Raw genomic sequence first — 23,565 nt, forward strand, 5'->3', positions numbered from 1 at the left:
CTGAAAGGATCGTATCAATATGGCAATCGACAGGACTCCTGTTCTTAAGCGCTGCCGTCAGCTCGGGATCGATCCCGCTGAGCTCGGTTACAGCAGCAAGAAGGAATCTATCCGTCAACCCAAGCGCCGTCGCAAGGAATCTGAGTACGGCATGCAGCTGCGCGAGAAGCAGAAGGTCAAGTTCATCTATGGCGTTCTGGAGAAGCAGTTCCACGGCTACTTCAACAAGGCACGCAAGATGAACGGCGTCACCGGTGAGAACCTCATGATCATCCTTGAGTCTCGCCTTGACAACGTCGTCTTCCGTCTTGGCTTTGCCCGCACCCGCAAAGAGGCTCGTCAGTCCGTCCGTCACGGTCACTTCACCGTGAACGGCAAGCGCGTGGACATCCCGTCCTACCGCGTCAAGGCCGGCGACGTCGTCGCTGTCGGCGAGAAGTTCCGTGACCTCCTCCCCATCAAGGAGGCCCTGATTTCCTCCGAGCGCTTTGAGGTCCCTGGCTGGCTCGAGGTCGATATCGAGAAGCTGTCTGGTAACGTGCTCGCTCTGCCGACGCGTGAGCAGATCAGCGGTGATATCAACGAGCAGCTCATCGTCGAGCTCTACTCTAAGTAGTCCATCCGGGCTGCTGAGGCTGGAGGTAATACATGTCAGAATTCATTAGGCCTCAGGTTCAGGTCGAAGAGATCAACGAGACGTCTGCTCGTGTCTCCGTCGAGCCGCTCGAGCGTGGCTACGGCGATACGCTGGGTAACTCCCTTCGTCGCGTTCTTCTGTCCTCGCTCGAGGGTGCCGCCGTCGAGGCTATTCAGATCGATGGTGCGCAGCACGAGTTCATGACCATCCCTAACATGGTCGAGGATGTCACCGACATCGTCCTGAATGTCAAGGGTCTTGTCTTCAGGGCTCTCGGCACGACCGACGAGGCGACCGCCACCATCTCGGTTGACGGCCCCTGCGAGGTCACCGGTGCGGACTTCTTTATTCCGTCCGAGTTTGAGCTGGTCAACCCCGAGCAGCACATCGCTACGCTCACCGAGGGTGGCCATCTCACCATGAGCATGCGCATCGGCTATGGCCGCGGCTATGTCTCTGGCGAGGCTAACAAGCGCGACAACGATCCCATCGGTGTGATCCACGTCGACTCGCTGTACTCGCCGGTTTCCCGTTGCGCCAAGCTCGTTGAGGCTTGCCGTGTCGGTCAGCACACCGACTACGACCGCCTTGTCCTCGAGATCGAGACCAACGGCTCCATCGCTCCGCGCGACGCCGTGGTCCAGGCTGCCAATATCATCAACCAGCATATGGCTGCCTTTATGAACCTTGCCGAGACCCCCGAGGTCGAGGAGGAGGCTTCGATCTTCGCTCCCGAGGTCACCAACGACAACGCCGAGCTGGACAAGCAGATCGAGGATCTGGACCTTTCCGTCCGTTCCTACAACTGCCTTAAGCGCGCCAGCATTCACTCGGTCCGTCAGCTCGTTGAGTTCTCGGAGAACGATCTGCTTAACATCCGTAACTTCGGTGTTAAGTCGATCGAGGAAGTGAAGGACAAGCTTGAGTCCATGGGCCTGAGCCTGAAGGCTTAATGCTTCGCATATTTGAGGAGAAACTAGACCATGCGTCACAACGTTAAGAAGGGCCTGAAGCTCGGCACCGATGCGAGCCACACCAAGGCCATGAAGAAGAGCCTGGCCAAGGCCCTCTTCGAGAACGACCGCATCAAGACCACCGAGACCCGCGCTAAGGCGCTGCGTTCGGTCGTCGATCCGATCATCACCTGGGCCAAGAAGGGCGACCTGCACTCTCGTCGTCTGGCCATCGCCAAGCTCGGCGATAAGCAGCTCGTTGCCGAGATCTTCGACAAGGCTGCCCAGGGCATGTGGCAGGACCGCAACGGCGGTTACACCCGCATCATGAAGCTCGGCAACCGTAAGGGCGACAACGCTCCTATCGTTATCATGGAGCTCGTCACCGAGCCTTGCACGCCTAAGGCCAAGAAGGCTGCTCCGGCCCCCAAGAAGGCCGCTGCTCCCAAGAAGGTCGAGGCCGTCGAGGAGGCTCCTGCTGAGGAGACCGCTGAGTAGACAATCCGTCTGCATAGGCTATATTCGAGGGGTACGTTCGCGTACCCCTCTTTTTTTGTCGCGATACCGTTGATTGTTTGTTGGGAGCGCCCATGACCGCGCCGTCTGATTTCAATTCGATTCCTGAGCTCGATGCCACGCTTGTATTCTGTGTTGCCTATGATGGCTCGTCCTATAGCGGATTTGCCGAGCAGCCGGGCCAGACGACCGTTGCGGGCGAGTTGCGCCGCGCTATCGAGACGCTGCTGCGCCGCCCGATCGATCTGACGTGTGCGGGTCGTACCGATGCCGGCGTGCATGCGGTGGCCCAGTACATTAGCGTGCCCGTAACGGACGCTGAGCTTGCTCTGACGCGCCGTAGGTGGCTGAGGGCTATGGATGCCCTCCTGCCCAAAGATATCGCCATAAACGAGGTCTACAAGGCCCGTAGGGGCTTTTCTGCCCGCTTTGACGCGCGGTCCCGTACGTATACGTACCGTATTGCCGATCGCGATGCGCGCCCCGTGCTCTCGCGCGGTGCGGTGTGGTGGCATCGCTATCCCCTCGACGTCGATGCGATGGCGGCCGCCTGCCCTGCGCTTTTGGGCGAGCAGGACTTTAAGAGCTTTTGCAAGGTTGCCTCTGCTGTGGGCAAGCCCACGCACCGCTGCGTGATGCGTGCGGAGTTTGGCCACGAGGTCGCTTTTGGCGAGGATATCCTGACCTTCACTATCGAGGGCAATGCGTTTTTGCACTCGATGGTGCGTACCATTGTAGGAACGCTCGTGGAGATTGGCATGCATCGTCGCGATCCCCAGTGGATGCGCGAGGTTATTGACGCCCGTGACCGAACCGCTGCGGGTCCCACGGCGCCTGCCTGCGGCCTTACGTTTATGGGTGTGGATTACGGCCCCGACGAGCTTGTCGTTCTCGACTAGGGGAGTGCTCGGCGCGTCTGTGCCTTGCACATACTATGTGTGAGCTGCGCGTGTGCAACATCTGTTCTTGGCGTGCAACATGTTAGGCGGCTCGTTGCTTTTATAGCTCGGGTGTACCATGAACGACAGTTTGATTTGGTGCTATCGAGAGGATGGAAAACTTGGTTCGACGTGGCTCGCATCCGCGACTTTCGGTGATCCTTGTGGTAGAAGGTTCGCCCAGCTATGCGATGCGTGCGCTCGAGAGTATCCAGAACCAAGACCTCTACGATTTGCAGATTGTCGTTGTCTGTCGCGATACTGCGCCCGGTGTGCGCCATTCGCTTCAAGTTGCTGCCGACAGGGACATCCATATTGATTTGATTGACGTCGAGGACGCGAAGCACAGCGCTTGTCTTCGTGCCGGTTTTGCTGCCTCGCGCGGCTCTCAAATCATCGCTATGAACGCCGATGAGTGGTTTGCTCCGCAGTCCCTTTCCAAGATGGTCGATATCGCGTGCGATACTGCGGCAGACATAGTGTTCCCCACGGTGTCGCTCGACCGCTATGATGCACATCGAGAGCGCCATTCGCGTGTCTTGGATGCTGCCTCTATTGCCATAGAAGACGAGTCTTCTATGGTGACTGGGCTGCCCCAGTTGATTTTGGGCGGCCTAGTCGCTCAGACCTCTGGCGTGATGTATAGCCGTCCGCTGTTTGAGGCATGCCTGTCGCGCGGCAAGGCGTACCGTACGGTTGAGTTTATGGCTTATGCGCTCTCGCAGGCACGATTCGTGTCCTGCTGCGGCGACGCTTGTTTCCACGCGGCGGCACCTAAGCTTACAGATGCCTTTGATCCCACCATGTATGCCAGGATATCCGATGACACTCGAGCGCTCGACGAGCTTGCGGACTCACTCTCGGAAGCAGATAGCGGTGGTCGGCTCAAGCTGGCAAGCCAAAAGTTCTACTTTGCCGGACTGGTCGCCTGCATCGAGAATTTGTGTCTGAGCCCGCATGGGGTGTCGTCAATCGAGCGTTCCGCCCGCATGCGTGATATGCTCGAGGCGCCTCGAACCCGTCAGATGGTCGCCGCGCTCAAGGATAACCATCGGGGACTCGGTCTGTTGTTTGGGCCGATCGCCAGCGCCAAGCCCGCGCGCTGCGTGATGTGTACGCATCTGGCAGCTTTTCTTAACCGGACGGGCGCAAAAACCGCCTAAACGGCTCATTACGAAACAAACTTGCATAGAATTGTTTCGAAATGCGTTCTTATACACAAAAGCCTTCAAATAGCGTTAAACTATTCAATCACTGATTGATTGTCTCCGCCATCTTTTGGAGAGAGGGTTTGTATGGCTAAAAAACGCAATGGGCGCCAGGATGCCATTAGAGATATTGTGCGCAATAAGGATGTCCGCACGCAGCGCGTGCTGGTCGATGAGCTCCGTGCTATGGGCTTTGATTGCACGCAGGCGACTGTCTCTCGCGATATTGCCGATATGGGGCTGCGTAAGCTCCCTGAGGGCATCTATGTTCTGGCAGAGGACCTGCACCTGCAGCGTATGGTTTCCGAGCTCGTAACGGGCGTTCTGCGTACTGATAATCTGGTTATGATCAAGGCTCAGCCTGGCACGGCTTCCGGCATCGCCGCCGCCGTTGATGCGGCAGAGTTACCCGATGTGCTTGGCTCGCTTGCCGGCAACGATACGATTTTGGTTATTGCCCAGACGGCCGAGGACGGCGAGCGTCTCGAGGCGCTGATCAATAAGTTGAGCAATTCTCGCAAGTAGGTGTGCGGGTCGTGCGCTCGGCATTGTGTGCGCTGACATAGTGGCTTGTAAGGGGCATCGACGTTGGTCGGTACCCCTTTTTGTTTGCCGGTATAAAGACCGCCCACCAGGTCGCTTCAAACTAAAAGGCCCCGAGCAGTTCAATAAGCTGCTCGGGGCCTTGTTGGCTTTAGTCGCGTACTTCTTAGCCGACCGTATCGTCAGGCGTGGGCGAGGGGTCGGGAGTGGGCGTAGGCGTAGGCGTAGGCGTGCCGCCATCGCCGCCGGTCGAGCCACCAGTGGAGCTGCCCGTCGAGCCACCGGTCGTACCGGTGCCGCCGGTGGTGTCGCCGCCCGTGGTCTCGGTGGTCGTGGTCGTCGTGGTAGTTGTTGTGGTGGTTTCCTCTTCCTCTTCGTCCTCGTTCTTGTCGTCGTTCTCCGACTTCTTGGTGTTGTTGGTGCCGTAGAACTTCCAGACGCTGTTGTTCTTGTAGGTGGGCGCCGTTCCGGTCGCAAACTCCTCGCGCTCGGTACCGGTCAGAACGGTGTTCATAAACCGCTTAAAGACAGGCAGGTTGGTGCTGTCGCCCAGCAGGTCCGTGCCGTACTTTTGGATGGGGATCTCGCCCGCGGAATAGCCGGTCCACAGGGCGCACGCCAGCTGCGGGGTATAGCCGCAGAACCAAAGGTTGGTGGTGTTGTCGGTGGTGCCCGTCTTGCCGGCATAGGGCTGGTTGACACTCAGGGCGCCGGCAGCACCCGTACCGCTGCCCTTCATGACGCCGGACAGAACATCGGTGACCGCGGCGGTCTCGCCCTCGGTAAGCACCTGTGAGGGATTGTCGGTGTGCTGGTACAGCACCGAACCGGTACGAGAATCAATCTCGGTGATGGCGATCGGCTGGCGATAGTAGCCGCCGTTGGCAAACGTCGCGTAGGCGGCGGCCATCTCGAGTGGCGAGATCGAGCCGGTGCCGAGCGTCATGACGGGAACGTCCTCGATGTTGTCCTTGGCGGGGTCGATGCCGAGCTTTTTGACGAGCGAGATGATCTTGCTGTTGCCGACGGCTTCCGCCACCTGGATGTAGCCGGTGTTGGAGGAGTATGCCGTCGCCTGCTTAAGCGTGATGTTGCCGTAGCTCTGGTTGGCGTAATTTTGGACCTCGGTCGTGGTGCCCTTGGCCTTGAGCGGCGAGTTGCAGTTGAGGGTGACGTTGGGGTTCATGCCGTTTTGGATGGCAGTTGCCAGCGTAAAGGCCTTAAAGGTGGAGCCGACGGGACGCTTGGCCGTGGCATGGTTTACGTGGTTCTCGTCGGCGTTGTAGTCGTAGCCGCCCACCATGCACTTGATGTAGCCGGTCTTGGGGTCGACGACGACCATGCCCATGTCCAGGCCGTCAAGCGAGAGCGTGTCGAGCTGCTCGCGGACGGCATTCTCTGCCACCTGCTGCATCGTGGGGTCGATGGTGGTCTTGACGGTCAGGCCGCCCTTAAAGAGCACGTCGGTCGAGAACTCCTGCTCCAGCAGCTGCTTGACGTAGGAGACAAAGTAGGGCTGCGAGTATACGTCGACGCCGCTGCCCGAGATTTCGGTCACGTTGAGGGTGATGGGCTCGGCCTGTGCGGCATCGTGCTCCTCCTGGGTGATGTGGCCCAGGCGCAGCATGTTGTCGAGAACCTTGTTGCGGCGGGACAGTGCCAGATCGGGATTGACCGTGGGGTCGTACTGCGAAGGCGAGTTGGGAAGGCCGATGAGTAGCGCGGCCTCGCTCAGGGTGAGGTCGGCGGCGCTCTTGGACAGATAGGTCTCGGCTGCGGCCTCGATGCCGTAGGCGCCGTGGCCGTAATAGATGGTGTTGAGGTACATCATGAGGATCTCGTCTTTGGAGTACATGTCCTCCATCTTGATGGCGATGTAGGCCTCGCGCACCTTACGCTCAATGGTCGAGTCGAACTGCTCCTCCTGCAGGATGGTGTTGCGCACAAGCTGCTGGGTGATAGTCGAGGCGCCTTCGTGCCCGCCGCCGAGGGTTGCCACCGCAGCACGCGCGATACCCCACAGGTCGATACCGCCGTGCTCGTAGAAGCGCTCGTCCTCGACGTCAACGGTGCCCTGCAGCACGTAGGGGGAGACCTCGTCCTTGGTGATGGACTTGCGGTTTTGCGTGTAGAAGCTCGCGATCTTGTTGCCGTTGCAGTCGACGATCTCGGTGGGCTCGCTCACCAGATACGCGTTGGCGTCGGTGTAGTCGGGCAGATCGGACAGCCAGCGGTTGACGTTGCCGACCATGCCGATGCCAAACGCCACGCCCGCAATCAGCAGAAAGCCCAAAAACGAGAGCAGGATTATGGGCAGGGCGTGCGTCTTTGAACGGCTGTGTCCCTGTCGTTGGCGAGGACCCATATATTGACCTCCAGGTATGTCGTGCCGGACGGTGGATGTGCCGTCGGGGCAGGATGGACATAAGTTATTACACGATAAACCAAACGGGGCGCGCGAGGCCTCGTGTATGCTGGAAGACGGCATTTTTCAGAGTGAATGCATACCTTGGTAAGGAGTTTGTCGATGGCGATTCGGGCGATGGGGCCGAGCGGACAATGCGAGACTGGATTGGATGTCGTCAGTGCGGCGCTGCCCGAGCTGCTGGCGCCGGCGGGCGGACTCGACCAGATGCTTGCGGCTATCGCCGCGGGTACCGATGCCATCTATGCGGGGTTGGGCGGCTTTAACGCCCGTGTGAGCGCCCACGGCTTTACGGATGACGAGTTTGCGCGCGGCTGCGCCGTGGCGCATGCCCATGGCGTGCGTGTGTACGTGACGCTCAACGTGTTCGTGTTTGACGATGAGTTGTCCGACGCGGTGGCGTTGGGAGCTCATGCACTGGAGCTGGGCGCCGATGCTCTGATTGTGGCCGATGCCGGGTTGGCCTGCGCGCTGAGCGCGGCGATTCCCGGGGTCGAGATTCACCTGTCTACGCAGGCGGGCGTTCATAGCGAAGGCGCCGTGCGGCTTGCCGCCGATGAGTTGGGGGTCGAGCGCGTGACGACGGCGCGCGAGCTGACGGTCGACGAGATCGCGGCGCTCTGTGCCACGGGCGTGCCCATCGAGGTATTCTGCCACGGTGCGATTTGCATCGGCTATTCGGGGGCGTGCGAGTTCTCGGCCCTGCGGCGTGGACGATCGGCGATGCGCGGCGACTGCACACAGCCGTGCCGTCTGGCGTACGACCTAGTGGACGAGGCGGGGCAGAGCGTTGTCGCCGTTGAGGGGGATCGTCTGCTGTGTCCGCATGACTATCTGGGTATTGCGCATCTGCCCGAGCTTGTAGATGCTGGCGTTGCGTCGCTCAAGATCGAGGGACGCATGAAGAACCCCGATTACGTATTCAACGTGGTGCGGGTTTGGCGCCGGGCGTTCGATATGCTGCGCGACGGCGCGTGGGACCCCGGTGCCGTGGAAGAGCTTGAGCGCGAGCTGGGAAGGTCGTTTAACCGTGGGTTTACCGATGCGTACCTGCGAGGGCGTTCGGGTGCCGAGCTGATGAGCTTTGAGCGTGCAATTAACCAGGGCGTGCGCGTGGGACGCTTGGTCGCTGTGGGCCACGAAGAGGTGACCGTTGAGCTCGATGCCGCCGTGGCGGCGGGTGACACGCTCGAGATTCGGTTCTATCCGGGTGTCGACGCGCGTCCCGATGTGCCCAAGCGCTGGCCGCAGGTGCCCTGCCCGGTGGATGCCGCAGCGGGGAAGCGCGTCGTCGTGCATTGCAAGCGTAAGGTGGACGCGGGCTGCGAGGTGTACCTGATTCGCAGCGCCGGCGTGTTGGATCAGACGGCGGCGGTGTTGGAGCGCATGCGGGCCGAGGCGGATGCGATTGCGCCCGCTGCGCACGCCGTTGAGGTGCTGCCCTTTGAGGACGTTGCGGTGGATGGCGGTGCGTCGACGGAGTCGGTGGAGTGCGCGGTTCCCACTCGCATGGTTTTTGCTTGGCAGCTGATGGATGCCGACCCGCGCGGAGAACTCGATTTGTCCGACGCCGTTGTGGTGCTTGACGAGGTGTGCCGCACGGGTGACGCTGACCGGACTCGCTCACTGATGCAGCGTGCCGGGCGCGTCGTCTGCCGCAACCTGGGACAGGTGGTGATCGCTCGCGAGCTGGGCGTGACGTTTGACGTGGCGGCGCCGGTGTTCTGCGCGAATCGGGCCACGCTTGCCTGGCTGCGCGGACTCGGTGTGGGGCGGGTGTACTTGCCGGCCGAGTTGCTCGGCAATGATGCGGAGCGTATTGCCGAACTGGCTGCTGAGCCCGGCGTCTTGGGTCCGGTCGACGCCGACCGTCCCGAGCTTATGGTGTGCGAGCACTGCCTGCTGACCGCCGAGGGCGTCTGCGCCACCGATGCGACGGGACAGGTCCGTTGCCGCGACTGCTTGCGTCGTCGGCAGGTACGCTATCTGGTCGAGCGTGACGGTACACGTCTGCCGGTCGCCGTTGACGCGTGCGGCAGGACGAGGATTTTCCTGTCGTAGGTGCCGCGTCGCGTCAGTTTGTTATCATATGAGAGTTTATGGACTTCCAGCACCGCCGTATCCGGTGAGGGTGCTATAGCAAAAGGAGGATACCCAATGCTGTCTGTTGACGAGCAAATGCGTATCATCACCTCGGGCGCCGCGCAGATCGTTCCCGAGGCCGACCTTCGCAAGAAGCTTGAGAAGGGCGAGCCCCTCAACATCAAGCTCGGCGTCGACCCCACCAGCCCCGACCTGCACTTGGGCCACGCCGTGCCGCTGCGCAAGATGCGTCAGTTCCAGGACCTGGGCCACAACGTCACCCTCATCATCGGCAACGGTACCGCGCTGATTGGTGATCCCTCGGGCAAGAACTCCACCCGTCCGCAGCTTTCGCAGGAGCAGATCGAGGCCAATGCCGAGACCTACGTGAGCCAGGCCATGAAGATCTTGGATCCCGAGAAGACCACCATCGTGCACAACGGCGATTGGATCCTTTCGATGGACCTTGCCGGCCTGCTGCAGGTGTGCTCCAAGTTCACCGTCGCCCGTATTCTCGAGCGCGACGACTTTACCAAGCGCTACCAGTCTCAGACGCCGATCGCCCTGCATGAGTTCCTGTATCCCGTGATGCAGGCTTTCGACTCCGTGCAGATCAAGGCTGACGTGGAGATGGGCGGCACCGATCAGCTCTTCAACCTGCTCGCCGGCCGTGAGCTCATGGAGAAGATGGGCATGGAGCCGCAGATTGCGCTCACCATGCCGCTGCTCGAGGGCACCGATGGCGTCCGTAAGATGTCCAAGTCCTACGGTAACTACATCGGCCTGACCGACGCGCCCAAGGATATGTTCGGCAAGACCATGTCCATCCCCGACGAGATGATTGGCAAGTACTACCGCCTGGCGAGCTCGCTCACCCCGGCCGAGGTCGACAAGATCGACGCTGCTCTGGCCGACGGCTCTGCCGATCCCTATGAGCTCAAGCGCGCTCTGGGTCGCGACCTGTGCGACACCTACCACGGCGCCGGTGCCGGCGACGAGGCTCAGGCCGAGTTCGACCGCGTGTTCAAGGAGGGCCAGCTTGCCGACTTCCCCGAGAAGCACGTTGAGCTGACCGTCAACGACGAAGGCCAGATCTACCTCGCAGGCCTGCTCAAGGACCTGGGTCTTTCGGCGAGCGCCGGCCAGGCTCGTCGCGATATCGACGGCGGCGGCGTCAAGATCAACGGCAAGGCCGTGGCTCCCAAGAGCTATAACATCGATCCCAGCGCCCTTAAGCTGGGCGACACCCTTTCTGTGGGCAAGCGCAAGGGCTTCAAGTTGATTTAGTTCCGCCGTTCTACCGAACGGCGGACCGGCCGACGCTGCGCGGGCCGCATTTGGACAATCTGACGTTCAACTTCAAGGGCGCGACCAGAAGGTCAGCGCCCTTTCGTTTCACGTCACCTTGTCTCAAATGCGGCCCGCTCGCTGTCGTTGCCAAAACATCGGCGCTTCCGTTGTTGGCACTTTGGGACATTCCTTGTCATTGGTGCAAAGCAACCTGTCTCCATTGCGCTGAGCGGCGTGTGCCGTTAAGCGGAAGGGGTGTTAGCAGGGCTTCCTTTTGGGCATACAATGGCTATTGGTTTGCTGCGGTGAAGGTCTGTCCGCTCCGCAGCTTTTTTCTACGGTTAAAGGAGTATGTATGTCCGTTGAGGTCATGAGGACTGTGATCGAGGCCGCCGAGGGTTGCGTGCCCGTCGACACGCTGTTTACCAATGCGCAGATCGTCGACGTGTATGGCCAGCGTGTGGCGCCCGGTAGCGTTGCCGTCAAGGACGGTGTGATCGTCGGCGTGCTCTACGATGGTCGCGACGATGCTGCTGGCACCTACGAGGCAACTGAGGTCATCGACTGCCAGGGTCGCTATCTCGCTCCCGGTTTTATTGACGGGCATCTGCATATCGAGTCTTCGAACATCCGTCCCGCCGAGTATGCTCGCATGGCCGCGACGCGCGGTACTACCACCGCCATTGCCGACAGCCACGAGATTGCCAATGTTGCCGGTCTCGACGGCTTGCGCTTTATGATCGAGGACGGCCGCCGCGCACCCATCTCCATCAAGTACATGATGCCTTCGTGCGTGCCCGCGCTGCCCGACGAGCAGGCCGGTGCCGTTATTTCGGCTGCCGATATGCAGACGTTTTTTGTCGAGCATCCGGGTGATGTCTTTGGTCTGGGCGAAATGATGAACCTGCCGGGCGTCTTTATGGCCGACCCCGAGACCTGTGCTCGCATCGATGCTGCCAACCAGACGCCGTCCAAACAGGTTGACGGCCACGCGCCGCTCGTTGCCGGTAAGGACCTCAACGCCTATGCCGCAGCGGGCATTATCGCCGACCACGAGTCGACGATTCCCGAGGAGGCACTCGACAAGCTGTCCCGCGGCATGTATGTGATGCTGCGTGAGGGCACGTGCAGCCACGACCTGGCCAATTTGTCCCCGATGCTGCTGGAGAATCCTGCCCGCGCCCGCCGCTGCTGCTTTGCGACCGACGACCGCGCTCCCTCCGATGCGCTTTCGGCCGGCATGATCGACAATGCCTGCCGCGTGGCCATCGAGGCCGGTATTGACCCCGTGGTTGCCATCTCTATGGCGTCCCTTTCTACGGCCGAGGCGTTTGGCCTGGACCACGGTTGCCGCGACCCGCACGAACTGCGTGGCGCCATCGCCCCGGGCAAGCGTGCCGACCTGCTGGTACTCAACGACCTGACGTTTGCCACGGCTCCGCATCGCGTATATGCCGCCGGTGCTCTGGTGGCGCAGGATGGCACCTTTGTGGGCGAGATTGCACCCGAGATGGCCGAGGTTGCGGCCCTTGCCGATGAGCTGCGCGCCTCCGTTAAGCTGCCGAAGCTTTCGCTCGACGTGTTTGACTATGCCTTTAAGCCGGGCGAGGCCGTTATCGATGTCATCCCGGGTATGGCTATCACGGGTATGGCCCGCCCCGAGAGCGCCGAGGACTTGCGCCGCATTATGCTGATCGAGCGCCATGGCCGCGGCGTGTCGCTGCAGGCCGAGGGCGCCGATGGCGACGGTCCCGCCGGCATGGGCCTGGTCGGCAAGCATATTGGCCGCGGCTGGGTGCGTGGCTTTACCATCACCGGTGGCGCCATCGCCTCGACGATTGGCCACGACTCGCACAACGTGTGCGTGGTGGGCGACAACGCGGGCGATATGATGGCTGCCGTCGAGGCTGTTGGCCAGGGCGGCCACGTGCTGGTGCGCAACGGCGAGGTCGTGGCGCGCATTCCGCTGGCGCTTGGTGGTCTGATGAGCGAGGGTACGGCCGAGGATGTCGCCGCGCAGCACGACGACTTTATGGTCAAGGCGCGCGCCATGGGTATCGAGCCGCCGCTCGACCCCATCATGGGCATCATCTTCCTGCCCCTGCCGGTGATCCCGACGCTCCGCATCCGTCCCGAGGGCATGTTCGACGTCACCACCTTCACCTACGCCGACTAGTCATTGGGGACGTTCTTAAACGACTAGTCATTGGGGACACTCTTCGGCATGTTTCTTGGTGCCGTGCCTGTGCGTGGTGTCGAGGGGGGGGCATGTGAAGCGTCCGCCAAGCCCTTGTAATGGTTTTGTCTGAGCGGTCTGCACGAGCTCCTTTTGGGTACGGTTGAGTTGGATTTATGTCTGATTCCGTCAAGCCCGAAAGGAGCTTTTCTATGATCAAATTAATCGCATCCGATATGGATGGCACGCTGCTCGATGAGAATAGCCAAGTGCCGCCCGAGACCTACGAGCTTATCGTGGCCCTGCGTGAGCGTGGCGTGCATTTTGCCGCGTCGTCGGGGCGTCGCTATGACCGTCTGTGCGAGTTCTTTGCGCCCGTTCGTGACAAGATGGACTTTGTCGCCGCTAACGGCGCCCAGGTCTACGCCGACGGTAAGATGGTAGACCGTGAGGTGTATTCCCACCTGGCGATTCGAAGGCTCGCCCAAGCCGTCAGGACGTTTCCCAATCTGCATCTTGCGCTCTTTGACCGAACCAAGTCCTTCCTGCTCGATGACGAGTGCAAGTTCGTGCGTGAGGTCGATAAGGACCTTCCCAATGCCGAGCGCATTTGGGAGCTGCCCGATCCCAGCGTAAATATCATCAAAGCGAGTATCTTTTGCGACGACAGTGCGGTTATGGACAGTGCGTACGTGCTACAGCGCGAACTTGGTCAGCTCTTTACTTTTGCGCCTTCGGGCAACGCGTGGATCGATGCCATGCAGCCCGGTGTGTCGAAGGCCTCGGGTATCGCGCAGCTCGCGGAGCATTACGGCATTGGACGCGACGAGGTCATGGCGTTTGGCGACTCGATGAACGACTACGAGATCATTCGCTTTGTCGGCACAGGCTGCGCGATGGAAAACGCGCGCCCTGCGCTCAAGGCCGTTGCCGATCGCGTGGTGGGTCGTAACCGCGACCACGCTGTCCAACAGGAGCTCCGTCGCGTGCTGGAGAGCCTCGCCTAATCCGGCAGTTGGGGACGTCTCTGCCGGCAGCCGGGGACAGTCCTTGCGGTTTTCCGTGGGTAGCTAAAATGGCCCCGTCCCAAATTAGCTACCCTGCCGGGTTGCTGCTGCTAGGCGAGGGCAGCCATGATGGCGTGGGCGACGCCGTCGTGGTCGTTGTCGAACTCGGTGATGGCGTCAGCGGCCTCGCGGTCCTCGGGCTCGGCGTTGATCATGGCCATGCCGTGGCCCGCCGCCTGCAGCATGGGGATGTCGTTGATGTTGTCGCCAAAGGCCCAGGCGTCGGCGAGACGCTCGCCCAGGTGCTCGCATAGCCAAGTGAGGGCCGTTCCCTTGGTAGCGCCCTCGCCCATGACCTCGATATTCATGGCGTACGAACGCGTGACCTCGATCCCGCCGAGCGAATCAAGCGCAGCCGCGATGGCGTCGCGATCGGCCGGGTCGTGCCAGTACATGGCGATGCGTTCGAGTGTCTCGACCTCGTCGATCTTGCTGTCGATATCCATGTCGATCGGTGTACGTGTGCGCTTGAGCGAAGCCGCGATGTGCGGGTCGCCGCCACAGAACTCGTCTAGGCGCGTGTAGAGCGAGCGGGGGAGGAAGCACTGCCCGTCCGCGAAGATATCGAAGGTGACGTCATGGCCGGCGGCAATGCTATGGACGCGGTGGGCGATGGCGCGGTCGAGCGGTCGGCTCAAAATGCGCGTAGCACGTGAGGTATCGGTGGGCATACCGTCGTCGAGCTGCCAGACGCTGGCGCCGTTGGCGCAGACCGCGTAGTGTACGGCGGGGTGGGCGAGGATGGGCTCAAAGACGCCCGACAGCGGGCGCCCCGTGCAGGGCACAAACTCAATACCGCGTCGCGCAAGCTCGTCGAGCATCGCCCAGGCGGCGTCGCTCATCTGCTTATCACTCGTCAGCAGCGTCCCATCCATATCGGAAAACACAATCATTCGATGCAGCCCTTTCTGCTGGCATAAAAAGCGTGGCCGAGGGCGGTGATGCCCTGGCCACGCTCGGGTTCTATAGCGGTCCGCGTCCTAGCGGTCGGCGAGTGGCTTGTACGCCAGCGGCTCGATCACCGGACGATAGGCCGGGCGAATAATACGGTGCGCGCAGAAGAGCTCTTCCATGCGGTGTGCCGACCAGCCGGCCATGCGGGCGACGGCGAATAGCGGCGTAAAAAGCGTCTCGGGCACGCCGAGCATCTTGTAGATAAAGCCCGTGTACAGGTCGATGTTGGCGCAGATAGGCTTGGTCATGCCGTGGTCGCGCATCACCTGCGGTGCCAGGCGCTCGATGCGCTCGATGAGCGCGAATTCATCGCCCAGGTCCTTCTTGGCGGCAAGTGTGCGCGCGTAACGGCGGCACACCTCGGCGCGCGGGTCGCTCAGCGTGTAGACGGCGTGGCCCATACCGTAGATGAGACCCGTGCCGTCGAAGGCCTGCTTGTCGAGGATCTTGCCCAGGTAGGCTGCGACCTCGTCCTCGTCCTCCCAGTTGGAGACATGCGCGCGGATGTCCTCGTGCATAGACACGACCTTGGCATTGGCACCGCCGTGGCGCGGGCCCTTGAGCGAGCCGATGGCCGCGGCATAAGCGGAATACGGGTCGGTGGCCGAGGAGGACAGCACGCGGCAGGCAAACGTGGAGTTGTTGCCGCCGCCGTGCTCGGCATGCAGCATGAGCATCACGTCGAGCAGCATGGCTTCGTCGCGGGTGAACGCCATGCCACCGCGCAAGACCTGTAGGATGGTCTCGGCGGTGGAGAGACCGGGCGTGGGGTGCGGCACGTGAACCTCGGAGCCGCGAAGCTTGGCGACCGAGGCCATGTGTGCGAAGGCGGCGATGCGCGGGAGACGTGCGAGCATGGAAATGGCGACGTCGATTTCATGCTCGGGCGTGATCACGTCGGGCTCGGCGTCGAAGGCGTAGAGCAGCAGTACGGCGCGCTGGAGCACGTTCATGATGCTCGACGACACCGTGGTCATAGGGAACTCTTTAACGTACTCGTCGCTCAGATGTCTAAAGGCGCCCAGGCGCTCACAAAAGCCGTCGAGCTCTTCCTTGTTGGGCAGCGAACCCGTGATAAGCAGATAGGCGACTTCTTCGTAGCCGTAGCGATTCTCGGCCTGGGCATTGTTGACCAGATCCTCGATGCTGTAGCCGCGAAGCGTGAGCTTGCCCTGATCGGGCACGACCTTTCCGTCGACCTTGTTGTAGCCGTGCACATCCGAGATACGAGTGAGACCCGCGACCACGCCCGAGCCGTCAGCATTGCGCAGGCCGCGCTTGACATTGTGCTCGACAAACAGACCCTCTTCATAAGGGTCGGTCGGCAGGCCGTGGTAGAGGCTTTCGCTCTCAGACGAAATCTGGCGGCTTGCTTCGTAATCCAGGACTAGTCGGCTCAAGTGGTCATCGAAGCGGTAATAGATTTTCTTGGCGTCGTAGGCCATGTGCGCTCCTCTCCGGGCCGTGTGGGGGCGGCGTGCTTGAGTGCAGATGCGCCGGCCTGTTCCTGCACGGCCTGTTCGCTACAGGCGGTACATAAAGTTAAAGACGTCCTCGCGCTGGATGGACACGTTGACGCCCGAAAGCTCGCCGGCCTCGGCCAGGGCCTTCTGCAGCTCAGCGAAGTCGAGCTTGGACTCGGCGGTATCGGCCAGCATGGTCATGGTGAAGATGTCCTCGATAATGGACTGCGTGATGTCGCGGATGTCGACGTTGGCCTCGCCCAGGACACGGGTGACGCCGGCGACGATGCCGGGGCGGTTCTTGCCAAGGACGGTGATGACGATACGGGAGGACGAGATCTCGGCCATGGGAAACCCTTTCGCGTGGTTGCGGCGCGCGGGGCGCTCCGCTACGGTACAGTGTTCATCATTGTACCTGTCTGGCGCCAAAAGGGGTGTGCTTACTGCGGCGTTACACGTCTGCAACATGAGCGTAAGGGGGAAGGCCGTACGGGGAAGAGCCGTCTGGCGCGTGTCCGGCTCGTGTTGGGTTGATTTCCGATCTCAGCCGAACACATTGAGCGGACAGGCCGTTCCCGCAGTCAGCCGAACGCCTCCGACGGCTGATTCCGAACTGGAAGCGGAGGGCATCCCCGCCCTTCGGTAGGGGATACCGCTCCGCGGCGCATGCCGCGGGCGGCGCCCCTATCGGACCACCGTGACCTCAGTTGGGATGGGCCCAGCACTGCCGCGTACTCGGTGAGCTAGAGCCAACTGTTCGTCTTCACGTCGCGTATGGCGATATTTCGGTCGTCCGGCTCGGTGATGCCGTAGCCGAACGCCTGGAGCGTCTCGATGGACTCCTGGATCCTCTGTTGGAACATGGGACCCGGATCGACCCTCGGCCCGAGGTGCCCGCGCCAAAGGCACGGCGTGGCGCGCAGCATGTTATGGATTTTGGAGATGGGCTCGATGTCGGCGTAGACGTTGAGCGTCGCCATGGCGTCCTTGTGGCCGAGGATCGATTGGAGCGCCTTGATATCGCCGCCTTGGCGGATCCACTGCGTTGCGAACGTGTGGCGAAGGCCGTGGAACGTGATCAGCTCGTCGTTGGTGCCCATGAGGCCGTTGGTCTCCGAGAACGTCTTGAACGCCCTGCGGATATAGCTTGTCGTCGCGAAGGTCGCGCCCGGCTCCGACAGGATGTAGCAGTCCCCGATCTCGACCGCCCCGGTAAGGCCGCGCAAGCGCAGCTTTCCGCAGTCGATCTCGTGGGTCTCCTTCAGGAAGGGGAGTAGGCCGACCGGGTCGATGGGGATACCCCTGGCGTCATGGGTCTTGGTGTCCTTGATGAACGAACCCATTCCCTTCGCGTACGCCACCGAGTGTCTGATCGAGATCAGGCCCGTCTCGAAATCCACATCGCACCACCGAAGGCCGCAGACCTCGCCGATTCGCATCCCCGTGTGCAGGGCGAGTACGACCGCCCTCTAATCCTCGGCGGACCAATCGAGTCCGAACTCCTTTCGGGCATCCTCTTCGCTCATGACTTCGAGAAGGTCTCCGGGTTGGCAACGAAGGGCGAGGCATAGCTGCTCGAGTGTGTTGAAGCGAATGCCGCGAATATGCCCTTTTTTAATACGGGACAGGTTCACGGGCGTGGTTCCAATCCTTTCGGCAAGTTCGTTCGAGGAAATCTTTCGCTCGGCCATGATCTTGTCGAGGCGAACAATTACGGGCATGGCGTTTCCTTACGCAATCTCGTCGGAGTCGAGGTACAGCTCTCGGGCGTACAAGAAGAGCTGGGAAAGCATGAACAGGACGATGCCGAGAACCAGAGAGGTCCAATCGAATGATGAAGCGATCTCTTGGGCGCCGACGGCCCCCTCGCCGCCAAACATCGAAACGGAGGTTTTGAGTGAGCCGGCGTAGAGGCTGGTGGCAGCTTGAACAACGAAGAGAATGCCGAGCACCTTCAAGCATGTCGCAGACCCTTTCTTGAAGGGGTCTGCGCTCTTGATCGTCCACACGAGAACGGCGCTGAGGATGGTCGTAGCGATACCGATGACGGCAGGGACCAATGTCGAGATCGCAAGGGCTGGATACGCGGGGGAGTCTGCAATTACAGGGTTGTCGAGCACTTCGATTGCTGGCTTTAAGGAGAACGCCACTTGTGCGATGGCGGTGGCGCAAAGGGTCGCAGAGGCTATCGCACATGCGATGCGGAAGGAATGAAGCCGGGGAGTGCGATTGTCGGAACTCATAATAACCTCCGAAGAATTTAAAAAACTCAGGTTACTTTTTAACAGTTTATGTTAAATTGACTTTGCCGGCAAGTAATAAGGGCCGAGCATTTTGTTCGGCCCCTCTGTTCCGACTGGATGAGGTTAAGGTTGGCGATGAATATGCTCAAAATCTCGAAGGCGATCTTTAGGTCGCTTCTCTCCTCCAGGTCGCTCTGTGTTGTCGTTGTTGCGTTGATGGTTCTTTGTGCTCTGCCCGTCTTCAGGAGCGCGGCTGGCATCGACGGACGGGTCGAATACCTCGAGTCGGGAATAACCCGTGTTGAGCAGGAATTGTCAGCATCCTATGCGGATGCGCTTGTGAATGCGGGGGAGGACGGTGTCTATACCTCTTCATCAAGCATGCCCGCGCTTCTGTACCCTCTTGCCGCGGGACGTCTTATCTTGGCACCGCTCTCTCCCCTACTTCCGTTTCTGCAGATATCGGATGGAGAGTACACCTATTATGACGGATCGAAGGAGTACTTGCTATGGGTCGCAACGGCCGTTGCCGTCTCGTTCCTTGCCGCGCGTCTTAACAAACGTGAAAAGCTCATCATCCAGGCACCGATGGGCGAGCTGGGTAGACTTGTTGCATCGAGCGTATGGGCGAGTGTTTTTGCAATGCTTGCCGTCCTCGCCATCAATCTTCCAGGGATAATCGCCGCGCTTGTGAAGAATGGCCCGGGCTCGCCGTTCTATCCGATAGGCTACATTCAATATGCGACTCCGGTTATCAAACCGGCTTGGCTGGTGTTCGCGCAGACGGCCATCTTGCAATTCTTGGTGGCAGCGTTCATCTCGCTTGTCGTTCACCTTGCCGTGAAGATTGCCAATAACCCTACGCTTGGAATCGTGTTCGTATGTGCCCTGATGGGGGTGACGATGGTTCCCGGGTATTACGGAAGATCCATCGCTTTACGTGAGTTCGCCCTGTTGAATCCCCTTACGTATGCGAACACTGAGTTGACCGTCGGCGCCTATAGCCCGTACCCGACAACGCAGATAGTGAATCTGCCTGGACTTTGCTTCGAGCGTGGCGCGATTGCCCTCGTATGCGCAATCGGGATCGAGGTGCTGGCAATTAGCCTGCTTTGCGTTGCTGGAAAGAGCGGCTGCGCGTGCCCGATATCCCCGATTTGTCTTGAGAGAGGTTCCTTCACTGCATCGAGAACGGCAACTCGTTCGAGCGCTTGTGCCTCCGCCGTTGCATACGTAAGAACGATGGGGAAACTGCTCCTGCGTTCTCCTACCCTCGCCGTATGCGCGATTGCAATGTCGACGACGATGCTGGCCCCGGCTCTGGTCGAGATGTTTCCTGACGCTGATAACGTTTCCGCTGTTCGGTATAGGGATGGGGAGCTCCGTTCAATAGATCGGTATCTAGAGCAGAACGCTGCGAATATGGACGTCGAGGGCAAAGCGGCCCTGGAAGACATGCGGGATGCTCTTTCGGGTTTCGTGTACGCGCCTATGCCTGCGGAGGGGTTTCGAAGCCTTGCGACGTACGAGCGCGCTCGAGGTGAGCTGGGCGCGGCAGATGCGACTCTCCTGCAATCGATCGGAATCGAGCCGGAGACTCCTTCTCGTGCGGAGGCGCGCGCCCTTCTGCTTGAGTCGATCGCGAGCTTGCCGGACCCCAAGGTTTACGAGTTAAGTACGAAGATGCCCCCATTAATCCTCCTTTCGTATCTCCAGGCAGCGCTTCCCTCCTTATTTTTGCTGTTGCCCGTGGTTGTCACATCGCTCGCGTGTACCCACCTGCAGTGTCGTTCCCTTCTGGTTCTCCAGATCCCCGCAACAGCGCATGTGCGTTTTCTGACGGCTGTTGCGCTGGCTCTCCTGCTTGGCTTGGTGCTGCTTTTGGTGTCGATGGTTCCCGCTGTCGTTGTGTCCGTGATTAAGAACGGTGCGGGTGGATCGGAGTATCCCGTCGCTCTCATTCGGGCGGGAGCTTCGACAACGTCCACGGTGGGGGAGGCGGTGTTGTGCAGTATTCCGTTGCTGGTCATGGCATACGGCGTGATTTCCGTCGTCGCTGCGTTGACAGCAGCGATTAGCCGCAACCCCGTTGTCACCGGAATGGTTTGCGCGGTTCTCTTGGTGTTGGGTTCGTTGAGCGCTCATGTTGAAAGCGTGGGCATGGGCGTCGCGCTGCTGGCTCCATTCGCCTCGTTTGATCCCGCTTCCCAGGTGGGGACGATTGGGCTCCTTGGGCGAGGGACGAACGCGATGCCTTTTGGAGAGGTCGTCGGCGCATCGGGCGCTCTGCTGGTGGTCTTGGGCGCCGTATCTCCGTTGATGGTGCGCCTGAGTGTTCCAAAGATCGAAAGGGGATGATCTCGATGATTGACCTTCAAACGCTGACGATCTCTTATGGAAAGAAGGTGCTCGTAGATTCGGTGAACGCTGAGTTTGCCCCGGGTACGGTCTACGGTCTCGTCGCTCCGAACGGGCATGGAAAGACGACGTTGCTGCGTGCGATGGCAGGTTTGCCGGGTCCTCGCGTGGACGGGAGCATCGTTCTGGATGAGGTGCAGGGTACGGGTGCGAGAGAGGTCCGTTCTATGATCTTCTATGCACCTGGTGAGGGGACGCTGCTGTATCCCGGATTGCGTGCGGAAGATCACCTCAAGATGGTTTGCGATATGTGGCCGCATGCTCGCGATATCGAAGAGATAGTGGAACAAACGCAGATAGGCGAGTTCGCGAAGATGAGGATCCGCACTCTGAGCCAGGGCATGAAGCAGCAGCTTACCCTGGCGATTGCGTATGCGACGGGCGCGCGGTACCTTCTATTAGATGAGCCCATGAACGCGCTCGACCCCAGCAGGGTGGACTTGCATTCCGAGATTCTCAGGAAGCTGGCCGATTCTGGTACGTGCATCATCATGTCATCCCACATCTTGGATTCGGTCGATAGGCTGTGCGATGAGATTCTGTTTTTGAAGGATGGGAAGCTCATTAGAAGCATTCCGCAAGATGATGCTGCGCCGAAGTCTCCTGGATCCCATTTCGCAAAGCCTGCCGGACGCGCCGAGGGTGCGCTAAGCACGTATCGGCGACTCTACGAAAAGGGCGGGTAGAAATGCAAGTTAAAAATCTATGTGGCCAATGTGATACCGTTGAACCCGCATATCGATACCGCTCAGCCATTCGCCTCGCCCCCATCGCACGCATCTTCATTCGGTCTGTCATTATTAATCTAACGATGCTTTGAGAAATGTAGGTGCTTCTAAATGTACTGTCGACTTCTTCTCAAACTAATCCTAAGAGACAGGGCCGTATGGATTTGTACGCTCGTTCTCGCTGCAGCCTTCTCCATCCCCATTGCGTTCAATTCACCCATCTACGGGCCCTTCTTTATGAAGCAGGGCATGCAGGGCTTTGTCGACGCATTCAATACGCGCGCACCCCAGGCCAACGGCATAGACCTATCGCCAGAGCAGCAAGTCGACGCGGAGCTTGCAAGATGCGCGAACGCCGCCCTCGCCGCTCAAACCGACGCCGCCTTTCTCGATTCTGCCGAGAGCTACTACGCGCTCATGGGCGAAGGCTTCCAATCCGGGTCCATCGTGGGAGACCGAGAGACCAATGACGCAGACCTCGCGTATTGCCGTGCCCTGAGCAGCTCCGGCATCACGGATATCCCGGCCTCCGCAAACGACCTGCCATTCCTTTCCTTCCTGCCTTACGCCATTGCCACGGCACCGTCTTTCCTTCCCTTCATCCCCTTCCTTCTCTCGTCGATACTCGTGCTCGGCGCCACAAGGCCCGGGACCCTGGCGGCAAAGGCGCCCGCACCCAAATTCCGGCGCCTTATCCAGATCGTGTTTTCGATAATCGTCGCGGGGACCGCGATGCTCCTCGCCGGCCTCGCACCCGGGGGCATTTACGCCTTGGCCCTAAACGGCTTCGGGCAAATTGGGTACCCGATCGCCTTCTTCCATGACGGCGCGCTTACCACCACGACCGCGGGAAACGTCTTCACAGCCCTGCTTATCGCGCTTCTTGCGGGCGGAACCTTGATATCCGTTTGCTCCGCCGTCCTATCGACCGCAACGAGGCGCGTCCTCGCGGGCCCCCTTGCCTCCGCGCTGCTTGTCGCGGCCCCGGCATTCCCGTTACTGTCCGATTCGGCACTGGAGCATAACGCCGCGCTCAATCTCCTGCCGCTGGCCGTGTTCTCGCCTATCGAGGCAACGGGTTACGTAGGATGCTTCCCAACAGAATTCATTGGCTCCGGTTCAGGCAGCGCATCGATGCTTGCCGTGGCCCTGGCATACGTCGCGGTCCTTTTTGCGGTCGGCGCCGTTGCGACACGTTCCCCCAAACAGCCTGGACCCGCGAAAAAGCACCATGGGCTCGAGCTTCTGGACGCGAGCGTGGGATACGGAAGCACGACGATACTTTCAATCGGGTCGCTTTTCCTGAGCCCGGGAACGGCGGCGGGCCTCATTGCCCCCAACGGCTCGGGGAAAACCACCCTTCTTGAAGCGCTGTCGGGCCAATTTCCCACCCGCATCCGCTCGGGAAGCCTGGCGGCAGACGGAATCTGCCAACGTCGATCAGCCGAATTTGCAGAACTCGTCTACCTGAGCTCTTCGGGCGGCGCGGATCTCTATCCCACGCTATCGGCCATCGAGCACCTTGCTTTCGTTAGGGAGGCGTGGAAATCGGCCGCCGACATCGACCCGCTCTGCGACTCCCTCGGAATCTCCCCATATCTCGACAAGCCGACCCGTAAACTCTCGACAGGAATGAAGCAGCAGGTAAAGCTTGCCATGGCGATATCGACCGGTTGCCCGTACCTTATCCTCGATGAACCGCTGAACGGCCTCGATCCGGGAAAGCGGAAAACCTCCTGCGACGCGATGCGCAGCGAGGTGGCGCGGGGACGAAGCGTGCTCATTTCAAGCCATCTGCTCGACGACCTGGCAGACCTCACCGACTCGTTCTATTTCATCGAGGCCGGCACGCTCGTGGAAAAGATCAAGTCGTCCTCGCAGACGCTCAAGCAGGAATACCTCGATACATACGAGAGATGAATGT

General features: G+C 60.4%; 20 protein-coding genes. 13 read left to right on the forward strand and 7 right to left on the reverse strand.

Translation table 11 applies throughout. The features are described from left to right. Window positions 1-19 precede the first annotated feature (19 nt). From rpsD to AB5Z14_RS01370, 6 genes are all read left to right on the forward strand, one after another. The gene (rpsD, locus tag AB5Z14_RS01345; RefSeq protein ID WP_006235275.1) at window positions 20-616 is read left to right on the forward strand and encodes a 30S ribosomal protein S4; all 597 of its coding nucleotides are present in this window, start codon (window positions 20-22) and stop codon (window positions 614-616) included. 32 nt (window positions 617-648) lie between these two features. Next, window positions 649-1,590 carry a DNA-directed RNA polymerase subunit alpha gene (locus AB5Z14_RS01350; RefSeq protein WP_006235276.1) on the forward strand — a complete coding sequence of 314 codons (942 nt, stop codon included), beginning with the start codon at window positions 649-651 and terminating at the stop codon, window positions 1,588-1,590. Between the two features lie 30 nt (window positions 1,591-1,620). Beyond that, on the forward strand, window positions 1,621-2,088 hold the full coding sequence (gene rplQ, locus AB5Z14_RS01355) for a 50S ribosomal protein L17 (RefSeq protein ID WP_006235277.1): 468 nt from the start codon (window positions 1,621-1,623) through the stop codon (window positions 2,086-2,088). A 92-nt stretch (window positions 2,089-2,180) separates the two neighbouring features. Further along, on the forward strand, window positions 2,181-3,005 hold the full coding sequence (truA, locus tag AB5Z14_RS01360; protein ID WP_117629206.1) for a tRNA pseudouridine(38-40) synthase TruA: 825 nt from the start codon (window positions 2,181-2,183) through the stop codon (window positions 3,003-3,005). Between the two features lie 203 nt (window positions 3,006-3,208). Continuing rightward, window positions 3,209-4,207 (forward strand): glycosyltransferase family 2 protein, encoded by a 999-nt coding sequence (locus tag AB5Z14_RS01365; protein WP_368129972.1) that lies wholly within the window; start codon window positions 3,209-3,211, stop codon window positions 4,205-4,207. A 132-nt stretch (window positions 4,208-4,339) separates the two neighbouring features. Next, complete coding sequence (locus AB5Z14_RS01370) at window positions 4,340-4,777, forward strand: arginine repressor (RefSeq protein WP_006235280.1); 438 nt, start codon at window positions 4,340-4,342, stop codon at window positions 4,775-4,777. 184 nt (window positions 4,778-4,961) lie between these two features. Here AB5Z14_RS01370 and AB5Z14_RS01375 read toward each other — a convergent pair whose 3' ends face one another. Beyond that, a complete protein-coding gene (locus tag AB5Z14_RS01375; RefSeq protein WP_368129973.1) occupies window positions 4,962-7,160 on the reverse strand; it encodes a transglycosylase domain-containing protein in 2,199 nt (732 codons plus the stop codon). 162 nt (window positions 7,161-7,322) lie between these two features. On the opposite strand from AB5Z14_RS01375, the gene AB5Z14_RS01380 reads away from it, so the two are divergent. From AB5Z14_RS01380 to AB5Z14_RS01395, 4 genes are all read left to right on the forward strand, one after another. Further along, on the forward strand, window positions 7,323-9,281 hold the full coding sequence (locus AB5Z14_RS01380; protein WP_368129974.1) for a U32 family peptidase: 1,959 nt from the start codon (window positions 7,323-7,325) through the stop codon (window positions 9,279-9,281). A 96-nt stretch (window positions 9,282-9,377) separates the two neighbouring features. Further along, window positions 9,378-10,589 (forward strand): tyrosine--tRNA ligase, encoded by a 1,212-nt coding sequence (tyrS, locus tag AB5Z14_RS01385; RefSeq protein ID WP_006235283.1) that lies wholly within the window; start codon window positions 9,378-9,380, stop codon window positions 10,587-10,589. 358 nt (window positions 10,590-10,947) lie between these two features. Next, window positions 10,948-12,768 (forward strand): adenine deaminase, encoded by a 1,821-nt coding sequence (locus AB5Z14_RS01390; protein ID WP_368129975.1) that lies wholly within the window; start codon window positions 10,948-10,950, stop codon window positions 12,766-12,768. Window positions 12,769-12,980: 212 nt separating this feature from the next. Further along, the gene (locus AB5Z14_RS01395; RefSeq protein ID WP_368129976.1) at window positions 12,981-13,775 is read left to right on the forward strand and encodes a Cof-type HAD-IIB family hydrolase; all 795 of its coding nucleotides are present in this window, start codon (window positions 12,981-12,983) and stop codon (window positions 13,773-13,775) included. Between the two features lie 110 nt (window positions 13,776-13,885). Here AB5Z14_RS01395 and AB5Z14_RS01400 read toward each other — a convergent pair whose 3' ends face one another. The 6 genes from AB5Z14_RS01400 to AB5Z14_RS01425 all read right to left on the reverse strand — a co-directional run bounded on the left by AB5Z14_RS01400 (window position 13,886) and on the right by AB5Z14_RS01425 (window position 18,495). Next, on the reverse strand, window positions 13,886-14,728 hold the full coding sequence (locus tag AB5Z14_RS01400) for a Cof-type HAD-IIB family hydrolase (RefSeq protein WP_196025261.1): 843 nt from the start codon (window positions 14,726-14,728) through the stop codon (window positions 13,886-13,888). 87 nt (window positions 14,729-14,815) lie between these two features. Next, window positions 14,816-16,234, reverse strand: a complete 1,419-nt coding sequence (locus tag AB5Z14_RS01405) for a citrate synthase (protein WP_368129977.1) — start codon at window positions 16,232-16,234, stop codon at window positions 14,816-14,818. Between the two features lie 78 nt (window positions 16,235-16,312). Next, entirely contained in the window at window positions 16,313-16,600 is a 288-nt protein-coding gene (locus AB5Z14_RS01410; RefSeq protein WP_006235289.1) for an ACT domain-containing protein, read from the reverse strand. Window positions 16,601-16,995: 395 nt separating this feature from the next. Then, window positions 16,996-17,703, reverse strand: coding sequence for a site-specific integrase (locus tag AB5Z14_RS01415; protein WP_255360342.1), 708 nt, complete (start codon window positions 17,701-17,703; stop codon window positions 16,996-16,998). Between the two features lie 18 nt (window positions 17,704-17,721). Next, window positions 17,722-17,973, reverse strand: a complete 252-nt coding sequence (locus AB5Z14_RS01420; RefSeq protein WP_006235292.1) for a helix-turn-helix domain-containing protein — start codon at window positions 17,971-17,973, stop codon at window positions 17,722-17,724. Window positions 17,974-17,982: 9 nt separating this feature from the next. Continuing rightward, on the reverse strand, window positions 17,983-18,495 hold the full coding sequence (locus AB5Z14_RS01425; RefSeq protein WP_147336061.1) for a hypothetical protein: 513 nt from the start codon (window positions 18,493-18,495) through the stop codon (window positions 17,983-17,985). Window positions 18,496-18,630: 135 nt separating this feature from the next. On the opposite strand from AB5Z14_RS01425, the gene AB5Z14_RS01430 reads away from it, so the two are divergent. From AB5Z14_RS01430 to AB5Z14_RS01440, 3 genes are all read left to right on the forward strand, one after another. Further along, window positions 18,631-20,853, forward strand: coding sequence for a hypothetical protein (locus tag AB5Z14_RS01430; RefSeq protein WP_368129978.1), 2,223 nt, complete (start codon window positions 18,631-18,633; stop codon window positions 20,851-20,853). Between the two features lie 5 nt (window positions 20,854-20,858). Next, window positions 20,859-21,599, forward strand: coding sequence for an ABC transporter ATP-binding protein (locus tag AB5Z14_RS01435; RefSeq protein ID WP_368129979.1), 741 nt, complete (start codon window positions 20,859-20,861; stop codon window positions 21,597-21,599). A 279-nt stretch (window positions 21,600-21,878) separates the two neighbouring features. Further along, window positions 21,879-23,561, forward strand: a complete 1,683-nt coding sequence (locus tag AB5Z14_RS01440; RefSeq protein ID WP_368129980.1) for an ATP-binding cassette domain-containing protein — start codon at window positions 21,879-21,881, stop codon at window positions 23,559-23,561. The last annotated feature ends 4 nt before the right edge of the window (window positions 23,562-23,565 follow it).

Origin of the sequence: Collinsella aerofaciens (genome assembly GCF_040910265.1) — a bacterium.
Lineage (GTDB): Bacteria > Actinomycetota > Coriobacteriia > Coriobacteriales > Coriobacteriaceae > Collinsella > Collinsella aerofaciens_BK.

What these genes read in the sequence shown, in the direction of transcription:
- rpsD (WP_006235275.1), top strand. Translation starts at nt 20, where the DNA reads ATGGCAATCGACAGGACTCCTGTTCTTAAGCGCTGCCGTCAGCTCGGG.
- AB5Z14_RS01350 (WP_006235276.1), top strand. Translation starts at nt 649, where the DNA reads ATGTCAGAATTCATTAGGCCTCAGGTTCAGGTCGAAGAGATCAACGAG.
- rplQ (WP_006235277.1), top strand. Translation starts at nt 1,621, where the DNA reads ATGCGTCACAACGTTAAGAAGGGCCTGAAGCTCGGCACCGATGCGAGC.
- truA (WP_117629206.1), top strand. Translation starts at nt 2,181, where the DNA reads ATGACCGCGCCGTCTGATTTCAATTCGATTCCTGAGCTCGATGCCACG.
- AB5Z14_RS01370 (WP_006235280.1), top strand. Translation starts at nt 4,340, where the DNA reads ATGGCTAAAAAACGCAATGGGCGCCAGGATGCCATTAGAGATATTGTG.
- AB5Z14_RS01375 (WP_368129973.1), bottom strand. Translation starts at nt 7,160, where the DNA reads ATGGGTCCTCGCCAACGACAGGGACACAGCCGTTCAAAGACGCACGCC.
- AB5Z14_RS01380 (WP_368129974.1), top strand. Translation starts at nt 7,323, where the DNA reads ATGGCGATTCGGGCGATGGGGCCGAGCGGACAATGCGAGACTGGATTG.
- tyrS (WP_006235283.1), top strand. Translation starts at nt 9,378, where the DNA reads ATGCTGTCTGTTGACGAGCAAATGCGTATCATCACCTCGGGCGCCGCG.
- AB5Z14_RS01390 (WP_368129975.1), top strand. Translation starts at nt 10,948, where the DNA reads ATGTCCGTTGAGGTCATGAGGACTGTGATCGAGGCCGCCGAGGGTTGC.
- AB5Z14_RS01395 (WP_368129976.1), top strand. Translation starts at nt 12,981, where the DNA reads ATGATCAAATTAATCGCATCCGATATGGATGGCACGCTGCTCGATGAG.
- AB5Z14_RS01400 (WP_196025261.1), bottom strand. Translation starts at nt 14,728, where the DNA reads ATGATTGTGTTTTCCGATATGGATGGGACGCTGCTGACGAGTGATAAG.
- AB5Z14_RS01405 (WP_368129977.1), bottom strand. Translation starts at nt 16,234, where the DNA reads ATGGCCTACGACGCCAAGAAAATCTATTACCGCTTCGATGACCACTTG.
- AB5Z14_RS01410 (WP_006235289.1), bottom strand. Translation starts at nt 16,600, where the DNA reads ATGGCCGAGATCTCGTCCTCCCGTATCGTCATCACCGTCCTTGGCAAG.
- AB5Z14_RS01420 (WP_006235292.1), bottom strand. Translation starts at nt 17,973, where the DNA reads ATGCCCGTAATTGTTCGCCTCGACAAGATCATGGCCGAGCGAAAGATT.
- AB5Z14_RS01425 (WP_147336061.1), bottom strand. Translation starts at nt 18,495, where the DNA reads ATGAGTTCCGACAATCGCACTCCCCGGCTTCATTCCTTCCGCATCGCA.
- AB5Z14_RS01430 (WP_368129978.1), top strand. Translation starts at nt 18,631, where the DNA reads ATGAATATGCTCAAAATCTCGAAGGCGATCTTTAGGTCGCTTCTCTCC.
- AB5Z14_RS01435 (WP_368129979.1), top strand. Translation starts at nt 20,859, where the DNA reads ATGATTGACCTTCAAACGCTGACGATCTCTTATGGAAAGAAGGTGCTC.
- AB5Z14_RS01440 (WP_368129980.1), top strand. Translation starts at nt 21,879, where the DNA reads ATGAAGCAGGGCATGCAGGGCTTTGTCGACGCATTCAATACGCGCGCA.